A 19084-nucleotide genomic window follows, 5' to 3' on the forward strand; every position below is an offset into this window, starting at 1 on the left:
GCTCGCGGCTTAGATAACGGAAATTTCTCCATCGTCCGGGCCGTCTTCCATGAGCAGCGAAACCATCAGCCAATCGATCTCCATCGTGCATCCCGTCAGCCTCAGCCACGGCAAGAATGCCGAGGTCTGGGACACCGACGGTAAACGCTACATCGATTTCGTCGGCGGCATCGGTGTGTTGAACCTCGGCCATTGCCATCCGCGCATCGTCGAGGCGATCCGTGAACAGGCCACCCGGTTGACCCATTACGCATTCAATGCCGCCCCCCATACGCCGTACATTGAATTGATGGAACGGCTGGCGGCGTTTGTCCCGGTGGATTATCCGGTCAGCGGCATGCTCACCAACAGCGGCGCCGAGGCAGCAGAGAACGCCTTGAAGATCGTACGCGGCGCCACGGGCCGTACCGCCGTGATTGCGTTTGATGGCGCCTTTCACGGCCGCACCCTGGCGACCCTCAACCTCAACGGCAAGGTCGCGCCTTACAAGCAGAAAGTCGGCGTACTGCCCGGGCCGGTGTATCACCTGCCGTACCCCAGCAAGGACAACGGTGTCACCCGCGAAGAAGCCTTGAAGGCCATGGAGCGGCTGTTCAGCGTCGAAATCGACGTGAATGACGTGGCCTGTTTCATTGTCGAACCGGTGCAGGGCGAAGCCGGCTTCCTGGCGATGGATGTGCCCTTCGCCCAGGCCCTGCGGCAGTTCTGCGACGACAAGGGCATTGTGCTGATCGTCGATGAGATCCAGTCCGGCTTCGGTCGCACCGGCCAGCGCTTTGCCTTCTCACGGCTCGGCATCGAGCCTGACTTGGTCCTGCTCGGTAAAAGCATTGCCGGCGGCGTGCCCTTGGGCGCGGTGGTGGGACGCAAGGCGCTGCTGGACAACCTGCCCAAGGGCGGCCTGGGCGGCACCTACTCGGGCAACCCCATCGCCTGCGCCGCCGCCCTGGCGACCCTGGATGAAATGACCGACGCCAACCTGCATGCCTGGGGCTCGCAACAGGAGGAGGCAATCGTCAGCCGCTACCAATCCTGGCGCAACCGTGGGCTGACGCCCTACCTGGGCCGCCTGACCGGCGTCGGCACGATGCGCGGCATCGAGCTGACCCACGCCGACGGCACCCCGGCTTCGGCACAATTGACGCAACTGCTGGCCCTGGCGCGGGAATCGGGCTTGTTGCTGATGCCCAGTGGCAAGTCGCGACACATCGTGCGGCTGCTGGCGCCATTGACGACCGAGCCGAACGTGTTGGGGGAAGGCTTGGATATTCTGGAGGCGTGCCTGGCGAAGCTGGTCTAGACATCCCCACTCACCCTGTGGGAGCCGAGCTTGCTCGCGATGACGGCGGCACATTCAAAAATGACTGCACATGACCCACCGCGATCGCGAGCAAGCTCAGCTCCCACAGGAGACCACTGATAAACATCCCCCCATTAAAAAACCGGCCGAAGCCGGTTTTTTAATGCCTGATGGATCAGAACGAAGCGTTCTGCAAGCCATCCAGGTAGCGCTCGGTGTCCAGGGCTGCCATGCAACCGGCGCCGGCCGAGGTGATCGCCTGGCGGTAGACGTGGTCGGCCACGTCGCCGGCCGCGAAGATGCCTTCGACGCTGGTGGCGGTGGCGTTGCCGTCGCGGCCGCCCTTGACCACCAGGTAGCCGTCCTTGAGTTCCAGCTGGCCTTCGAACAGCGAGGTGTTCGGGGTATGGCCGATGGCGATGAAGACGCCGTCAACCTTGATCTCGTCGAAGCTGCCGTCGTTGTTCTTCAGGCGGGCACCGGTCACGCCCATGTTGTCACCCAGCACTTCGTCCAGGGTCGCGTTGAGCTTGAGGATGATCTTGCCTTCGGCGACGCGGGCGTTGAGCTTGTCGATCAGGATCTTCTCGGCGCGGAAGGTTTCGCGACGGTGGATCAGAGTGACCGTGCTGGCGATGTTGGCCAGGTACAGCGCTTCCTCGACCGCGGTGTTGCCGCCACCGACCACCGCCACAGGCTTGTTGCGGTAGAAGAAACCGTCGCAAGTGGCGCAGGCGGAAACGCCTTTGCCCATGAAGGTTTCTTCCGACGGCAGGCCCAGGTAACGAGCGCTGGCACCGGTGGCAATGATCAAGGCATCGCAGGTGTAGGTCGCGCTGTCGCCAGTCAGGGTGTATGGCTTGGCGGCGAAGTCCACGGCATTGATGTGGTCGAAAACGATCTCGGTCTCGAAGCGCTCGGCGTGTTCCTTCATGCGCTCCATCAAGGCCGGGCCGGTCAGGCCATGGACATCGCCCGGCCAGTTATCGACTTCGGTGGTGGTGGTCAATTGACCGCCGGCCTGCATGCCGGTGATCAGCAGTGGCTTGAGGTTGGCACGGGCCGCATAAACCGCAGCGCTGTAACCGGCAGGGCCGGAACCGAGAATAATCACTCGCGAATGACGCACTTCAGACATGACCTGCTCCTGTTGACCGGACCTTGCGGGCCGGAACGCCGGGTGAGCGGCGTGAATAAAAAGGACCGTTGACGCACTTGGGGAAGGCTTGGGTTCGACAGTCCTGGAAAAGAATGGGTGCAGCGTATCGAGGGAGCGAAGATTAAGGAAATACGGATTAACAATCCAGCTCATAGGTGAGCTCTATCCCCCGCGGCCCTTTCAATAGGCGCCTTCGCCTCAAGAAACGTTGTTACACGCCATGTCGCCGCTTTCCCGGGCGGGGCAAAGCCGGTAAGGTCGGCGCGTTCACCTTCGCTCGGAGCCACCTATGCCCGCCCCCGTCCTGTCCGGCCCGCAATATTTGCGAGAGGGCCTCAAGCTGGTCTTGAGCCCGGGCCTGCGCTTGTTTGTACTCTTGCCCCTGGCGATAAACCTGGTGCTGTTCGTCGGATTGATTTACCTGGCCGGCCACCAGTTCAGCCTGTGGGTCGATACGCTGATGCCGTCGCTGCCGGACTGGCTCAGTTTCCTCAGCTATGTCCTCTGGCCCTTGTTCGTGGTGCTCGTCGTGCTGATGGTGTTTTTCACCTTCACCATGCTCGCCAACGTCATCGCCGCCCCGTTCAACGGCTTTCTCGCGGAAAAAGTCGAAGTGGTCATCCGTGGCACCGACGACTTCCCGGCCTTCAGTTGGGCCGAGTTGATTGCCATGATCCCGCGGACCCTTGGCCGGGAAGCGCGCAAGCTCGGCTATTTCCTGCCCCGCGCCCTGGGGTTGTTCGTGCTGTCGTTCATCCCCGTGGTCAACCTGGTGGCGGCACCGCTGTGGCTGCTGTTCGGCGTGTGGATGATGGCGATCCAGTACATCGACTACCCGGCGGACAACCACAAGCTGGGCTGGAACGAAATGCTCGCCTGGCTGCGGGAAAAGCGCTGGCAGAGCCTGGGCTTTGGCGGCAGCGTGTACCTGGTGTTGCTGATCCCGGTGGTGAACATCCTGATGATGCCGGCAGCGGTGGCCGGCGCGACGTTGTTCTGGGTCCGTGAGCAAGGTGCCGAGACCGCGTTGGCCCGCCAGGGCTGAGCCCGTCACAAATCCATCATCCTGGCGTCACAATGACGAAATGGCCCCGGTCGACACTGGGGTCATGACCACACCTCTGCACATTACCCTGATCACCGAAACCTTCCCGCCGGAAATCAATGGCGTGGCCAATACCCTGGGCCGCCTGTACGACGGCCTGCTCGCCCGCGGGCATCAAGTCGAGCTGATACGACCGCGCCAGGTCGACGACCAACGCCAGGCCAGTGACGAGCAGTTGCTGCTGTGCCGGGGCTGGCCGCTGCCGGGCTATCCGGGTTTGCAGTGGGGCCAGGCGTCGATGCACAAACTGCTCAGACGCTGGAAACGCCATCGTCCGGACGTGCTGTACATCGCCACGGAAGGACCGCTGGGTCTGTCGGCCCTGCGCGCAGCCCGACGCCTGGGTATCTCGGTGGTCAGCGGCTTCCACACCAACTTCCAGCAATACACCCAGCAGTACGGCCTTGGGCTGTTGAGTCGCGTACTCACCCATTACCTGCGCTGGTTCCACAACCGCTCCAGCCTGACCCTGGTGCCCAGCCTCAGCCAGCGCCTGGAACTGGAGCGACGACATTTCGAGCGCGTGGCGTTGTTGTCCCGCGGCGTGGACAGTCAACTGTTTCACCCGGTCAAGCGCTCGTCGAACCTGCGCCAAGCGTGGGGCCTGGGCGACGACGACATCGCCGTGCTCCATGTCGGACGCTTGGCACCGGAAAAAAACCTGGGGCTGCTCAAGCGCAGTTTCGACACGCTGTGCAGCGCTTTCCCGGAGCGACGGATGAAGCTGGTGGTGGTCGGCGACGGCCCGCAGCGGTCCGAGCTGGAACAGGAATTGCCCGAAGCGATCTTTTGCGGCTCGCAACGCGGTGAGGCGCTGGCCAGCCACTATGCGTCCGGGGATGTGTTTGTCTTTCCGAGCCTGACCGAAACCTTCGGCAACGTGGTGCTGGAGGCGCTGGCGTCCGGGCTGGGCGTGGTGGCCTATGACCAGGCCGCCGCCGCGCAGCACATTCGCCATGGGTACAACGGTGTGCTGGCAATGCCGGGGGATGAAGAAGCGTTCTGTGAGGGGGCCCGTTGGCTGCTGCAAGAGCGCGAGGCCTTGCGTTGCGTGAGGCTCAATGCGCGCCAACATGCCAGTCGCCAAGGTTGGGCGGCGGTGATCGAACAATTCGAGGCGCAGTTGCGTGGGGTTTGTGTCGGCGAATCAGTGATACCCGCTGCGCCGACAGTGCGCTGAGTCTTCGGCAATATTGAAATCGCCATCGCGAGCAAGCTCTCTCCCACAGGGGATCTTTGTCGAACACCAGACTCATGTTCGCTGAAGATCAAAATGTGGGAGCGAGCTTGCTCGCGATAGCGTCAGATCAGGCGCCGCTTAAACCAGGCTCATCAACGCCTCGCGACTGAACGGCAAGATCTCCTGCTCCCGTCCTTCGCGCACTTTTTGTGCCCAGTCCGGATCCACCAGCAGCGCACGCCCCACCGCCACCAGGTCGAACTCCTCGTTATTCAGGCGCTCCAGCAATTTCTCCAGGCTCGCCGGTTGCGCGACTTTGTCGGTGTTGACCATGAACTGCAGGAACTCGCCGTCCAGGCCGACGCTGCCGACGGTGATGGTGGGCTTGCCGGTGAGCTTGCGGGTCCAGCCGGCCAGGTTCAGCTCGGAGCCTTCGAACTCCGGCTCCCAGAAGCGCCGTGTCGAGCAGTGGAAAATATCCACGCCCGCCTCGGACAATGGCTTGAGGAATTCGCCCAGGGCTTCAGGGGTCTGCACCAGACGCGCGGTGTAGTCCTGCTGTTTCCATTGGGAGAAGCGGAAAATGATCGGGAAACCTTCGCCCACCGCCGCGCGCACGGCACGAATCAATTCGATCGCAAAGCGCGAACGGTTGGCCAGGCTGCCGCCGTAACCGTCGGTGCGCTGGTTGCTGCCTTCCCAGAAGAACTGGTCCACCAGGTAGCCGTGGGCGCCGTGGATTTCCACCCCGTCCATGCCGATGCTTTGAGCGTCTTTTGCCGCCTGGGCGAACGCAGCGATAACCTCATCAATGTCCGCCTGGGTCATGCCGTGGACCACCACCTGGCCGTCCTTGAGCTTTTCGCTCGGGCCATAGCCCGGCACGCTGGCGTCCGGCTCGGTGCCGATGCGTCGCACACTGCCCACATGCCACAGCTGTGGAACGATCTTGCCGCCTTCGGCGTGTACCGCATCAACCACTTTTTTCCAGCCGGCCAACGCGGCGTCACCATAGAAATGCGGCACGTTCGGGTAGCCGTTGGAAGCCTTGTGCCCCACCGTCGTGCCCTCGGTGATGATCAGGCCAACCCCGGCCGCCGCACGACGACGGTAATACTCGATCACCTTGCTGTTCGGCACGCCGCCCGGCGAAAAGGAACGGGTCATCGGCGCCATCACCACGCGGGTCGGCAGCTCGAGCGTGCCGAGGTGGAAGGGTTTGAACAGGGCTTTTACAGGCATGGGGGCACTCCACGGGACAAGGTCGCAGGTCGATATGACGGCGATAATATGTGCCGTGCCGAGTGCTGGGTAGCACTATTGATTGGAATGATTAAGGATTAAAAGGAATCGCAGCGGTGTTTGCTCAACCATGAAACCCTGTGGCGAGGGAGCTTGCTCCCGCTCGGTTGCGCAGCAACCGCAAAGAGAAGGGCTGCTACGCAGCCCAGCGGGAGCAAGCTCCCTCGCCACAGGGGGCAGCGCCGGGCTTTCAAGCCAGCGCTTTTTCGATCGCCTGGATCACCGTGGGGTCATCCGGCGCCGTGCGCGGCGAGAAACGCGCCAGCACCCGGCCGTCCTTGCCGAGCAGGAATTTTTCGAAGTTCCAGGTAATGTCCCCGGGAAACTCGGCCCCCTCGCCCGCCAGCAGGCGGTACAACTGGTGACGATCATGGCCGTTCACGTCCAGTTTGCTGGACAGCGGGAACGTCACGCCGTAGTTGAGGCTGCAAAAGTCCTGGATTTCCTGCTCGGTTCCCGGTTCCTGCCCGGCGAACTGATTGCAGGGCAGGCCCAGCACGCTGAAGCCCTTGGCCTTGTATTGCTGATAGAGATTTTCCAGCGCCGCGTATTGAGGCGTCAGGCCACATTTGGAGGCGACGTTGACCACCAGCACGACTTGCCCCTTGAACGGCGCCAGAGCAAGCTCCTGACCATCCAGGGCTTTGAGTTTAAGGTCGTGGAAAGCACTCATGACGAACTCCAGGTTTGCGGATCTTTTCGAAACAGCCATGGTTGATGCTAACAGCAACCGACTAAAAAGGCGCCGTATGGCGCCTTTCCAGTTCACTGGTCATTTGAGCGTAGCGCACAAATCAGTGGTGATGGCCGCCTTCGCCATGGACGTGACCATGGGCAATTTCTTCTTGGCTGGCGTCACGGATGTCGACGATCTTGACTTTGAAGTTCAAACGCTGGCCGGCCAACGGGTGGTTGCCGTCAACGGTGACGTCGTCGCCTTCCAGGTCGCGAATGGTGACGATCTGCATCTGGCCATCGGGGGCGGAAGCGTGGAACTGCATGCCCACTTCCAGCTCATCAACGCCTTCGAACATGCTGCGGCTCAGGGTGCTGACCAGTTCGGCGGAGTACTCGCCATAGGCGTCTTCCGGCTCGACGGTAACGTTCAGGTCGTCACCGACCGTTTTGCCTTCCAGGGCTTTTTCCAGGCCCTGGATGATGTTGCCTGCGCCATGCAGGTAGACCAGCGGAGCGCCGCCGGCAGAGCTGTCGATGACCTCACCAGCGTCGTTGGTCAGGGTATAGTCGATGGAGACAGCCTTATTGGCGGCGATCAGCATGGGGCGAGACCTTTTGCATAAGAATGAAGAACGGACAAGTCTAAACAAGGATTTGCCCGAAAGCGAACGGAACCCGGACAAACGGACTTGCCCGAACAGACCGACGGTCACCGGCTTCCATCAGGACGAGGACGGGCACTGGGTGGCCGAGCTTTCCTGTGGCCATACCCAACACCTGCGCCACCAGCCACCCTGGCAGTCCCGGGCCTGGGTACTGGACCCTGCGCAGCGCATTGAAAAAATAGGCCAGCCCTTTGACTGCGGCTGGTGCGCACAGGCCCCGGTTAGCGATAACCTTGGCGACTGGAATTGATGGTAGATGACCAGTCATAGGTCACACCCTTGCCATGCTCCCTTAGAGAATCCGCATGCAAACTTTTTTTATCGCGCCCACCGATTTTGGTGTGGGCCTGACCTCCATCAGCCTCGGGCTGGTGCGTACCCTTGAACGAGCCGGGCTGAAAGTCGGCTTTTTCAAACCCATTGCCCAACCTCACCCCGGCGACACCGGGCCGGAACGCTCCACCGAGCTGGTGGCCCGCACCCATGGCCTCAAGCCGCCGCAGCCCCTGGGCCTGGCGCACGTCGAGCGCATGCTCGGCGACGGCCAACTCGATGAGCTGCTGGAGGAAATCATTACCCTTTATCAGCAGGCGGCCATCGGCAAGGACGTGCTGGTCGTCGAAGGCATGGTCCCGACCCGCAACGCCAGCTACGCCGCCCGGGTCAACCTGCACCTGGCCAAGAGCCTGGACGCCGAGGTCATCCTGGTGTCGGCACCGGAAAACGAAGTGCTGACCGAGCTGTCTGGCCGGGTAGAGTTGCAGGCGCAGTTGTTTGGCGGGCCGAAGGACCCGAAAGTTCTCGGGGTGATCCTGAACAAGGTCCGCACCGACGAAAGCATGGAGGCGTTTTCCGCACGGCTCAAAGAGCACTCGCCCTTGCTGCGCAGCGGCGATTTCCGCCTGCTCGGTTGCATCCCGTTTCGCCCCGAACTCAATGCCCCGCGCACCCGCGACGTGGCCGACCTGATGGGCGCGCAGGTGCTCAATGCCGGCGACTACGAAACCCGGCGCATGAGCAACATCATCATTTGCGCCCGCACCATGCGCAACACCGTGGAACTGCTCAAGCCCGGCGTGCTGGTGGTGACCCCCGGCGATCGCGACGACATCATCCTGGCCGTGAGCCTGGCAGCGATCAACGGCGTGCCGCTGGCCGGGCTGCTGCTGACCAGCGACACCCTGCCCGACCCGCGCATCATGGACTTGTGCCGCGGCGCCTTGCAGGCGGGGTTGCCGGTTCTGTCGGTAAGCACCGGCTCCTATGACACCGCTAACCTGCTCAACGGCCTGAACAAGGAAATCCCCATTGATGACCGTGAACGTGCAGAGATCATCACCGATTTTGTCGCCAGCCACCTGGACGCCAAGTGGCTGCACCAGCGCTGCGGCACGCCACGGGAAATGCGCCTGTCGCCAGCGGTGTTCCGCTATCAGTTGATCCAGCGCGCCCAGGCCGCCAACAAACGTATCGTGCTGCCCGAGGGCAGCGAACCTTTGACCGTCCAGGCTGCCGCCATTTGCCAGGCCCGGGGCATTGCCCGCTGCGTGTTGCTGGCAAAACCGGCCGACGTCGAAGCGGTGGCCCGCGCCCAAGGCATCGAACTGCCGCCGGGGCTGGAGATTCTCGACCCGGATTCGATTCGCGAGCGCTACGTCGAACCCATGGTGAGGTTGCGCAAGAGCAAGAGCCTGAACGCGCCGATGGCCGAGCAGCAATTGGAAGACACCGTGGTCATCGGTACCATGATGTTGGCCCTGGATGAAGTGGACGGTCTGGTATCGGGCGTCATCCACTCCACCGCCAACACCATCCGCCCGGCGTTGCAACTGATCAAGACCGCGCCAGGCTGCTCCCTGGTGTCCTCGGTGTTTTTCATGCTGTTTCCCGAAGAAGTGCTGGTCTACGGCGACTGCGTGATGAACCCGCACCCCAGCGCTGCGGAGCTGGCGGAAATCGCCCTGCAAAGTGCCGACTCGGCCGCCGCGTTCGGCATCATGCCGAGGGTGGCGATGCTCAGCTACTCCAGCGGTGAGTCGGCCAGTGGCGAAGAAGTGGAAAAAGTTCGCGAAGCCACCCTGCTCGCCCACGAGGCCCAGCACGGCCTGTTGATCGATGGTCCGCTGCAATACGACGCCGCCGCCAACGAAACCGTGGCACGGCAATTGGCGCCCAACAGCCAGGTGGCCGGTCGGGCGACGGTGTTCATCTTCCCGGACCTCAACACCGGCAACACCACCCACAAGGCCGTGCAGCGCAGCGCCGATTGCGTCAGCCTCGGGCCGATGCTGCAAGGCTTGCGCAAACCGGTGAATGACTTGCCGCGCGGCGCCCAGGTCGACGACATCGTGTACACCATCGCCTTGACCGCGATCCAAGCCGCCAACCGACCTTTGGACATTTAAATGCTGGACTTTCTGCCTGCCCCCTTGCGCGGCGTCATTGCCTCGCTGCTGCTGGCGCTGAACACCATCGCCTGCTGCACACCGCTGTTCATCGTGGCGATCTTCAAGCTGTTGCTGCCCTTCCCCGCTGCCCAGCGCTTCACTGACTGGTTGATGGGCCACATCCACGAAGCCTGGATCAGCAACAACAAGGCCTGGATGAACCTGCTGCGTCGTACCCGTTGGCACCTCAGCGGCCTGGAGGGCCTGGACTACCAGCATTCGTACCTGATCACCAGCAACCATCAGAGCTGGGTCGATATCATGGTGTTGCAGTACGTGCTGAACCGACGCATCCGGCCGTTGAAGTTCTTCCTCAAGCAGGAACTGATCTGGGTACCGGTGATCGGCCTGGCCTGGTGGGCGCTGGGCTTCCCGTTCATGAAACGCTACTCCAAGGCTTACCTGGAAAAGCATCCGGAAAAGAAAGGCAAGGACCTGGAAACCACCCGCAAGACCTGCGCAAAGTTTCGCGACAATCCGGTGGGTATTTTCAATTTCGTCGAAGGCACGCGTTTCACCGAAGGCAAGCATGCCCAGCAGCAGTCACCGTTTCGCTACCTGCTCAAACCCAAGGCCGGCGGCATCGCGTTTGTGCTCGACGCCATGGGTGAACAACTGGAGTCGATCATCAACGTGACGATCCATTATCCGGGCGGGCGTCCGGGGTATTGGGATCTGCTGTGCGGCAAGATGGACGAGGTGGTGGTGCATTTCCAGGAACTGAAGATCCCACCGCAGTTCATTGGCAAGAACTACGATCAGGACGGCGTGTATCGCCTGGAGTTCCAGGGCTGGATCAACCAGTTGTGGCAGGACAAGGATGCGTTGCTTGCGCAGATGCACCGCGAGTATCCCTCTAAGTCTTGAGGTGTCTGTACTGGCCTCATCGCGAGCAAGCCCGCGATAGCGTCCCTCCAGACAACAAAAAGCCCGCCGATGATCACTCACCTGCGGGCTTTTACTTGCCGCTTGCAGCTAAAAACTTACAGCTGCACCTCTTTATATCGCCCCACGCTTGCGCAGCAGGTCCAGGACCTGCTTGACGCTTTCTTCCAGTGTCAGCGACTGGGTGTCGATCACCAGGTCGGCATCCAGCGGCACGTCATACGGGAAGGATTCGCCTGGGATGTTGTCGCCAGCGGCGGCATACAACCCTTGCGGATCACGCTGGGCGCACACCGCTGGCGAGGCCTGGACGTAGACCGTCAACAGACGCTCCTTGCCGATCAGGTCCTTGGCCTGCTCACGCCCTTCGGCATTTGGCGCAACGAACGCGGCGAGGGTCAGCAGGCCGGCTTCGTTGAACTGACGCGCGACGTGAGCCGCACGGCGCCAGTTCTCGGTACGTCCGGCACGATCCTGCGGCAGCCCCTTGTTCAGGTCATGGCGCAGGTTCTGGCCATCGAGGACGAAGACCGCACGGCCCATGTCGAACAACTTGCGTTCCACCGCATAAGCCAGCGTGCTTTTGCCAGCGCCCGACAGGCCACTGAACAGCACCGTGGCCGGTTGCTGGCCGAAGCGCTGGGCGCGCTCTTCCACCGACACATGGGCCAGTTTGCCGTGGTGCGTGCTGCTGCCGTGAGCCAGCGGCTGGGCGACGATCATGCCGGCACCGACCGTGCCATTGGTCAGGCGATCGATGATGATGAACGCGCCAGTGGTGCGGTTGCTCTCGTAGCCGTCCAGGGCGATCGGCGCATCCAGGGCGATCTTCACCTTGCCGATTTCGTTGAGCTGCAACGCGCTGGCAGGACCTTCTTCCAGGGTGTTCACATCGACTTTGTTGACGATGCTGGCAATCGAGCCCGGCACATAGCTGGTGGCGCGCTTGATGTCGTATTTCTTGCCCGGCAGCATCGGCTCTTCAGCCATCCATACCAGCATCGCTTCGAAGCTGTCGGTCACCGGCGGCACATTGTCGGCATGCACCAGCAGGTCGCCACGGGAGATGTCGATCTCATCTTCCATGGTCAGCGTCACCGCTTGACCAGGACCTGCGTGCTCCAGCTCGCCTTCGAAGGTGACGATGGATTTCACCCGGCTGCTCTTGCCCGACGGCAGTACCACCACTTCGTCGCCCTTGTGCACGATGCCGCTGGCGAGGGTGCCGGCGAAACCGCGGAAGTTCAGGTTCGGACGGTTGACGTACTGCACCGGGAAACGCAGGTCGGTGAAGTTGCGGTCGCCCGCCACTTCCACGGTCTCGAGGATTTCCATCAGCGACTGACCGGTGTACCACGGCGAGCGCTCGGACTTGTTCACCACGTTGTCGCCCTTGAGGGCAGACATCGGCACGAAGTGCATGCTGGTGGGCTTCATCTTCAAGCCTTCGGCGAACTTCAGGTAGTCGGCCTTGATCGACTCGAACACGCCCTGGTCGAAGTCCTTGAGGTCCATCTTGTTGATGGCGACGACGATGTGCTTGATGCCCAGCAACGAGGCGATGAAGCTGTGACGTCGGGTCTGGGTCTGCACGCCATAGCGGGCGTCCACCAGGATGATCGCCAGGTCACAGGTGGACGCACCGGTGGCCATATTGCGGGTGTACTGCTCATGGCCCGGGGTATCGGCAATGATGAACTTGCGCTTGGCGGTGGAGAAATAGCGGTACGCGACATCGATGGTGATGCCTTGTTCGCGCTCGGCCTGCAGGCCGTCGACCAGCAACGCCAGGTCGATGTCGTCACCGGTGGTGCCGACTTTCTTCGAATCGCGGGTGATGGCTTCCAGGTGATCTTCGTAGATCATCTTGGAGTCGTGCAGCAGGCGCCCGATCAGGGTGCTCTTGCCGTCGTCGACGTTACCGCAGGTCAAAAAGCGCAGCAGCTCTTTACGCTCGTGCTGGCCCAGGTAGGCGAGGATGTCCTCGCTGATCAAATCAGATTGGTGCGACATGACAACCCCTTAGAAATAACCCTGACGTTTTTTATCTTCCATCGAGCCTGCGCCATCGTGGTCGATGACCCGGCCCTGGCGCTCGGAAGTTCGCGTCAGGAGCATTTCCTGGATGATGTCCGTCAGGCTCTCGGCCTCGGACTCCACCGCGCCCGTCAACGGGTAGCAGCCAAGGGTACGGAAACGCACTTTCTTCTTGACGATACGGGCTTTGTCTTCATCCGACAGGTGCTCGAGGATGCGCTCGTCGTCAATCATGATCAGCGTGCCGTTCTTCTCGATCACTTCCCGCTCGGCGGCAAAGTACAGCGGCACGATCGGGATGCCTTCGAGGTAGATGTACTGCCAGATGTCCAGCTCGGTCCAGTTCGACAGCGGGAATACGCGGATCGACTCGCCTTTGTTGACCTTGCCGTTGTAGACGTTCCACAGCTCCGGGCGCTGGTTCTTCGGGTCCCAGCGGTGCTTGCTGTCGCGGAACGAGTACACGCGCTCCTTGGCGCGGGATTTCTCTTCATCGCGACGGGCACCGCCGAACGCGGCGTCGAAACCATATTTGTCCAGGGCCTGCTTGAGGCCTTCGGTCTTCATGATGTCGGTGTGCTTGGCACTGCCGTGGGTGAACGGGTTGATGCCCTGCGCCACGCCGTCCGGGTTCACGTGGGTGATCAGGTCCAGGCCCAGTTCCTCGACCATGCGATCGCGAAACTTGTACATTTCCTGGAATTTCCAGCGGGTGTCGACGTGCATCACCGGAAACGGCAGCTTGCCGGGGAAGAACGCCTTGCGTGCCAGGTGCAGCATCACGGCGGAGTCTTTACCGATGGAGTACAGCATCACCGGGTTATCGAACTCGGCGGCCACCTCGCGGATGATGTGGATGCTTTCCGCCTCCAGCTGTTTCAGATGCGTCAGTTTGTCGACCATGGCTACTCACGAAAACTTTCTTATGAACGGCCAGCGGGCCGTGTTCGAGCGGGGAATCCTAGCACAGCGACCTCTTCTAATCAGGGCGCCAACTAGATCGAAACAGCATATGGATATGCCTGGTGGTTCGGGTATTGCAGTGAACGCTGTGGGAGCGAAGCTTGCTCGCGATAGCGGCGTTGCCTGTGCCGACGTCATCGCGAGCAAGCTTTGCTCCCACAAGGGATCTGAGTGAGGTCAAATGGGATTCGGGCAATCGATGAAGATGTGCTCCAGGGCAAAGCGTCGCGCCAGGTAATCGCCCAATGCCTGGACACCGTAGCGCTCGGTCGCATGATGCCCGGCGGCGATGAAGCTGATGCCGTTTTCCCGCGCACTGTGGAACGTCTGCTCCGACGCCTCGCCGCTGAGATACAGGTCGACGCCGGCCAATACCGCCTGATCGATATAGCCCTGGCCGCCACCGGTGCACCAGCCAACCCGGCGGATCATCTGCTCGCCTTCGATCAACAACGGCTCACGCCCCATGACTTCCTGGACCTTGCGCGCGAAATCCCGGGCCGTCATCGGTTCGGACAGGGAGCCGACCAGGCCGACGATCTTGGGATTGTCCGGATCCAGCGGTCCCTCGACAGTGATGTCCAACTGGCGGGCCAGTTGCACGTTATTGCCCACCTCCGGATGCAGGTCCAACGGCAAGTGATAGGCCAACAGGCTGATATCATGCTTGAGCAAGGTCCTGAGACGACGCTGCTTCATGCCGGTGATGCAAGGGTTTTCGCCCTTCCAGAAATAACCGTGATGCACCAGCACCAGGTCGGCCTCGGCCTCGACGGCAGCGTCAAGCAAGGCCTGGCTGGCGGTGACACCACTGACAATGCGCATCACCTGGGGTGCACCTTCGACCTGCAGGCCGTTGGGGCAGTAATCGGCAATCCGGCTGCTGGCCAGGTAACGGTCCGCTTCTTCGACCAGGGTGTTCAGGGCTACCGCCATGAAAAGACTCCTAAATATCCCGTTCAGAGGCACGCGCGGCCTCGTATAATGCGCGACATTATGGGCGGTCTCATACCGCCTGCAACCTTTGTAGGACGTGCTTAATGCTCAAGGCGCTGCGTTTTTCCGGCTGGCCGCTGTTGGCCGGCGTGCTTGTCGCTCTACTGATTATCCAGCGCTACCCGGAATGGGTCGGCCTGCCAAGCCTTGATGTCAACCTGCAGCAGGCGCCGCAAACCAAGGCTGTGCAACAGGGGCCGGTGTCCTACGCCGACGCCGTGACCACCGCCGCGCCAGCCGTGGTGAACCTGTACACCACCAAGGTCATCAACAAGCCCAGCCATCCGCTGTTCGAAGACCCGCAATTCCGGCGGTTCTTCGGCGACAACTCGCCCAAGCAGAAGCGCATGGAGTCGAGCCTGGGATCGGGCGTGATCATGAGCCCGGAAGGTTATATCTTGACCAACAACCACGTCACCAGCGGCGCCGACCAGATCGTGGTAGCCCTCAAGGACGGTCGTGAAACCCTGGCGCGAGTGATCGGCAGCGACCCGGAAACCGACCTCGCGGTGCTGAAGATCGACCTCAAGAACCTGCCGGCCATCACCATCGGCCGCTCAGACAGCATCCGCATCGGCGACGTCACCCTGGCCATCGGCAACCCGTTCGGTGTCGGCCAGACCGTGACCATGGGCATCATCAGCGCCACCGGACGCAACCAGCTGGGCCTGAACAACTACGAAGACTTCATCCAGACCGACGCCGCGATCAACCCGGGCAACTCCGGCGGCGCGCTGGTGGATGCCAACGGCAACCTCACTGGGATCAACACGGCGATCTTCTCCAAGTCCGGCGGCAGCCAGGGCATCGGCTTCGCCATTCCGGTGAAGCTGGCGATGGAGGTGATGAAGTCCATCATCGAGCACGGCCAGGTGATCCGTGGCTGGCTGGGTATTGAAGTCCAACCGCTGACCCAGGAACTGGCGGAGTCCTTCGGCTTGTCCGGGAGGCCCGGTATCGTGGTGGCGGGAATTTTCCGCGACGGCCCGGCGCAGAAGGCCGGCCTGCAACTGGGCGATGTGATCCTGAGCATCGATGGCGAGCCGGCCGGCGATGGCCGCCGCTCGATGAACCAGGTGGCGCGGATCAAGCCCACCGACAAGGTAACGATCCAGGTCATGCGCAATGGCAAGGAACTCAAGCTCACCGCTGAAATCGGCCTGCGCCCACCGCCGGCGCCGGTGGTGCTCAAGGAAGAGCAGTAGCCGCGGGCAACTTCCCGGGTGGCCAGTCCTCCTGAATGCAGTTCATTTCAGAAAAATGACCTGTGGCGAGGGAGCTTGCTCCCGCTCGGCCGCGAAGCGGTCGTAAACCGGCGGGTGCGGTGTGTCTGATGCTCCGCATTGGCAGGTTTTGGGGCCGCTTCGCGGCCCAGCGGGAGCAAGCTCCCTCGCCACAAAAAATCCTATCCGCTCCGCCAAAGTGATCCCCCTGGCAAACCCATCCAGATTTCACTTGAAATTACAGATAGCATAAATTCTCATTAGTAGTGTTATATTGTTTCAACTATAAGATTTGGAACAACATAACATGTCATCTCTAACACGGATGTCTTTCGCCAGCCTGGCCTTCGGCCTTTTGGGCGATCCGGCCTACGCCAAGGAAATCCAACCGCTGGAACTGGACGCCATCAGCGTGACGTCCGACTACGAATCCCCCTCCGGCCCCGTCACAGGCTATCGCGCCACCCGCTCCGCCAGTGCCACCAAAACCGACACCGCCCTGCGCGACATCCCGCAATCGATCAGCGTGATTCCCGCCAGCGTGCTCAAGGACCTGGGCAGCACCAACGTCGAACGGGCATTGGAATACGCCGGCGGTGTATCGAAGCAGAACAACTTCGGTGGCCTGACGCTCTACGAATACAGCGTGCGCGGCTTCACCACATCGGAATTCTACAAGGACGGCTTCAGCGCCAATCGCGGTTATCCAAGCACCCCAGACGCCGCGAACATCGAACGCATCGAAGTACTCAAGGGCCCGGCGGCCAGCCTGTATGGACGGGGCGATCCCGGCGGTACGGTGAACATAGTCACCAAGAAACCCCAGCCCGAAGCCTTCACCACCTTGCAAACCAGCGCTGGCAGTTGGGATCGCTACCGAACCGCGCTGGACGTCAACACGCCACTGGACACCGAAGGCAACCTGCTGTCGCGGGTCAACCTGGCGGTCGAGGACAACAATAGCTTTCGCGACCATGTCGGCAGCAAACGTGTTTTCGTTGCGCCCTCCATCAGTTGGCAACTGAACCCCGATACGCGGTTGCTGGTGGAAAGCGAAATCGTGCGCCACAGCTCGACGTTCGACCGCGGCATCGTCGCTCCGAACAATCGCTGGAGCGGCGTTTCCCGCTCGACCTTTTTGGGCGAACCCAACGACGGCGACATCGACAATCACAACAACCTGCTCCAGGCCGCCCTCGAGCGTCAGCTCAACGACACCTGGCAACTGCGCCTGGCCAGCCATTACAAGCAGGGCGAACTCTGGGGCTTCGCTTCCGAGGCACGCCCGCTGAACGCCGATGGCCACACAGTGAATCGCCGCTACCGCGAGCGTGACAACAATTGGCACGACAGCATCACTCAGTTGGAATTGCGCGGCCTGTTCGACCTCGGTCCCTGGCAGCACGAACTGTTGATCGGCAGCGAATACGAGGACTACCGCAAGAACGAACGCGTGACCAACATCGCCGGCGCTTACCCCATCGACATCTATCAGCCGGTCTACGGCCAGCCAAAACCCACTGGCACGCCCTCCGGCACAGACTTTTTCGAACATGTGCAAAGCCGCGCGCTGAACCTGCAAGACCAGATCGTCTTCACCGACAAACTGCGGGGCATCCTCGGCGTACGCTATGAGCATTTCGAGCAGGGCATCGACGATCACACCCGCAATCGCACCAACCGCCAACGCTACGATGCCCTGACGCAGCGAGCCGGCCTGTTGTATCAACTGACACCCGAGGTTGGCCTGTTCGCCAACGCCTCCACCTCGTTCAAACCCAACAATGGCCTGGATGCCGGCGGTAAAGCCTTCGACCCCGAGGAAGGCGTCGGCTATGAAGTGGGGATCAAGAGCGAGTTGTTAGACGATCGCCTGAGCACCACCCTGGCGGCGTTCCATATCGAGAAGGAAAACGTCCTGAACCCGGTCGCCGGCACCGACTTCAGCCGCGCCATCGGCAAGGCGCGCAGCCAGGGCATCGACTTGCAGTTGACCGGGCAGGTGACCGACGCCGTGCGGGTGATCGGCGCCTATGCCTACATCGACGCCGAAGTGACCAAGGGTGACCCGGGAAACCCCACAGGCAGCCGGATCCTCGGCGTCGCTAAACGCAGCGGCAGCCTGCTGGGGGTCTACGAATTCCAGGATGGGCACCTGCGCGGCTCGGATGTTGGCGCGGCGTTCACTTACGTCGGCGATCGCTCGGGCGAAGCCGGCAAGGATTTCGAACTGCCGGCCTACCACACCGTGGACCTGCTGGCCCATTACAAGGCCAGCGATGACGTCACCGTGGGCCTGAACCTGAATAACGTCTTCGACGAAAAATACTACGAACGCTCCTACAGCAATTACTGGGTCACTCCCGGCGATCCGCGCAACTTCACTGTCAGCCTCACCCTCGATCTATAAGGAAGTCAGCATGAAATACCCCAAGACCTTCGCTCTGCTCGGCCTGTTCCTGGCCACACAGGCCTCGGCCCATGGCCTGTGGACCGAACAGCGTCGCGGCAACGTCGAAGTGATCTACGGCCACGGTGCCGAAGACAATGCCTTCAAGGCGCAGAAAATCAGCGGTGCCTGGGCCTATGACCTGGGCGGCAAGATGATCCCCGTCACCGTAGAGCGCCTGCCGGACCACGCCCGCCTGCAACCACTCAAGCCGCCAGCGGTGCTGGCCGTGGCGCTGGACAATGGCATGTGGTCCCAGACGGCCGACAAGAAGTGGATCAACGAAGGCCGCAGCAAAGTGCCCGGGGCGATCGAATCGACCCATACGTTCAAATACAGCCTGGCGATCTATGAACCGGGGGTGAAACTGCCGACGCTTGCACCGATCAAGTTCGTGATCCTGCCGGAAGTCGACCCGCTGACCGTTGGCCCGGGCCAGTCATTGCCGGTACGCGTGCTGCTGGACGGCAAACCGGCGGCTGGTGTGAAACTGGTGGGCGACTACCGCAGCATGCCGAACACCGTCTCGACTGAAACCGACGCAGAAGGCCGGGCCAAGGTGCTGGTGCGCAACGAAGGCTTGAATGTGATCGCGGCGCAGATGGAAATTGCGCTCAAGGACAACAAGGACGTGGCCACCCGTGGCGTGTTCACCTCATTGACCTTCCTGGGTGAGCCGCATCACGAGTAACCCC

The 19084-nt window shown here is 61.6% G+C and carries 16 protein-coding genes; 9 read left to right on the top strand and 7 right to left on the bottom strand.

Annotated elements, in window-relative coordinates; all coding sequences use genetic code 11:
- The first annotated feature begins 49 nt into the window (after positions 1-49).
- On the top strand, positions 50-1300 hold the full coding sequence (locus tag BLO97_RS12410; RefSeq protein WP_092346048.1) for a 2-aminoadipate transaminase: 1251 nt from the start codon (positions 50-52) through the stop codon (positions 1298-1300).
- Positions 1301-1475: 175 nt separating this feature from the next.
- On the opposite strand, the gene trxB is transcribed toward BLO97_RS12410, so the two are convergent.
- A complete protein-coding gene (gene trxB, locus BLO97_RS12415; protein WP_030139882.1) occupies positions 1476-2438 on the bottom strand; it encodes a thioredoxin-disulfide reductase in 963 nt (320 codons plus the stop codon).
- Positions 2439-2748: 310 nt separating this feature from the next.
- On the opposite strand from trxB, the gene cysZ reads away from it, so the two are divergent.
- A complete protein-coding gene (gene cysZ / locus BLO97_RS12420) occupies positions 2749-3504 on the top strand; it encodes a sulfate transporter CysZ (RefSeq protein WP_063324418.1) in 756 nt (251 codons plus the stop codon).
- Positions 3505-3544: 40 nt separating this feature from the next.
- Positions 3545-4744, top strand: a complete 1200-nt coding sequence (locus BLO97_RS12425) for a glycosyltransferase family 4 protein (protein ID WP_092346050.1) — start codon at positions 3545-3547, stop codon at positions 4742-4744.
- A 138-nt stretch (positions 4745-4882) separates the two neighbouring features.
- On the opposite strand, the gene BLO97_RS12430 is transcribed toward BLO97_RS12425, so the two are convergent.
- The 3 genes from BLO97_RS12430 to BLO97_RS12440 all read right to left on the bottom strand — a co-directional run bounded on the left by BLO97_RS12430 (position 4883) and on the right by BLO97_RS12440 (position 7326).
- Positions 4883-5986 (bottom strand): NADH:flavin oxidoreductase, encoded by a 1104-nt coding sequence (locus BLO97_RS12430; RefSeq protein ID WP_092346052.1) that lies wholly within the window; start codon positions 5984-5986, stop codon positions 4883-4885.
- A gap of 250 nt (positions 5987-6236) precedes the next feature.
- Positions 6237-6719: a glutathione peroxidase gene (locus BLO97_RS12435; protein ID WP_072344396.1), complete on the bottom strand. Its 483-nt coding sequence runs from the start codon at positions 6717-6719 to the stop codon at positions 6237-6239.
- Between the two features lie 121 nt (positions 6720-6840).
- Positions 6841-7326, bottom strand: coding sequence for an FKBP-type peptidyl-prolyl cis-trans isomerase (locus BLO97_RS12440; RefSeq protein ID WP_003205467.1), 486 nt, complete (start codon positions 7324-7326; stop codon positions 6841-6843).
- On the opposite strand from BLO97_RS12440, the gene BLO97_RS12445 reads away from it, so the two are divergent.
- From BLO97_RS12445 to BLO97_RS12455, 3 genes are read left to right on the top strand one after another with little or no spacing between them, the layout of a single operon-like run.
- Positions 7295-7639, top strand: coding sequence for a DUF3565 domain-containing protein (locus BLO97_RS12445; RefSeq protein ID WP_072344588.1), 345 nt, complete (start codon positions 7295-7297; stop codon positions 7637-7639). The genes BLO97_RS12440 and BLO97_RS12445 overlap by 32 nt on opposite strands.
- A gap of 55 nt (positions 7640-7694) precedes the next feature.
- Complete coding sequence (gene pta, locus BLO97_RS12450) at positions 7695-9794, top strand: phosphate acetyltransferase (RefSeq protein ID WP_063324414.1); 2100 nt, start codon at positions 7695-7697, stop codon at positions 9792-9794.
- The gene (locus tag BLO97_RS12455) at positions 9795-10703 is read left to right on the top strand and encodes an acyltransferase (RefSeq protein WP_072344415.1); all 909 of its coding nucleotides are present in this window, start codon (positions 9795-9797) and stop codon (positions 10701-10703) included.
- Positions 10704-10835: 132 nt separating this feature from the next.
- Here the strand turns inward: BLO97_RS12455 and cysN are convergent, their stop codons facing one another.
- The 3 genes from cysN to BLO97_RS12475 form a co-directional block, all read right to left on the bottom strand.
- Entirely contained in the window at positions 10836-12734 is a 1899-nt protein-coding gene (cysN, locus tag BLO97_RS12460; protein ID WP_092346054.1) for a sulfate adenylyltransferase subunit CysN, read from the bottom strand.
- Positions 12735-12743: 9 nt separating this feature from the next.
- Positions 12744-13661 (bottom strand): sulfate adenylyltransferase subunit CysD, encoded by a 918-nt coding sequence (gene cysD / locus BLO97_RS12465; protein WP_003178041.1) that lies wholly within the window; start codon positions 13659-13661, stop codon positions 12744-12746.
- 237 nt (positions 13662-13898) lie between these two features.
- On the bottom strand, positions 13899-14657 hold the full coding sequence (locus BLO97_RS12475; protein WP_092149529.1) for a Nif3-like dinuclear metal center hexameric protein: 759 nt from the start codon (positions 14655-14657) through the stop codon (positions 13899-13901).
- 104 nt (positions 14658-14761) lie between these two features.
- Here BLO97_RS12475 and algW point away from each other — a divergent pair, with 104 nt between their 5' ends.
- The 3 genes from algW (at position 14762) to BLO97_RS12490 (ending at position 19080) form a co-directional block, all read left to right on the top strand.
- Positions 14762-15922, top strand: coding sequence for a Do family serine endopeptidase AlgW (algW, locus tag BLO97_RS12480; protein WP_014340162.1), 1161 nt, complete (start codon positions 14762-14764; stop codon positions 15920-15922).
- 325 nt (positions 15923-16247) lie between these two features.
- Positions 16248-18350 carry a TonB-dependent siderophore receptor gene (locus BLO97_RS12485; protein WP_092346056.1) on the top strand — a complete coding sequence of 701 codons (2103 nt, stop codon included), beginning with the start codon at positions 16248-16250 and terminating at the stop codon, positions 18348-18350.
- A 10-nt stretch (positions 18351-18360) separates the two neighbouring features.
- Complete coding sequence (locus tag BLO97_RS12490; protein ID WP_092346058.1) at positions 18361-19080, top strand: DUF4198 domain-containing protein; 720 nt, start codon at positions 18361-18363, stop codon at positions 19078-19080.
- Positions 19081-19084 lie beyond the last annotated feature (4 nt).

This window comes from Pseudomonas sp. NFACC05-1 (assembly GCF_900100135.1).
GTDB classification, from domain to species: domain Bacteria; phylum Pseudomonadota; class Gammaproteobacteria; order Pseudomonadales; family Pseudomonadaceae; genus Aquipseudomonas; species Aquipseudomonas fluorescens_Q.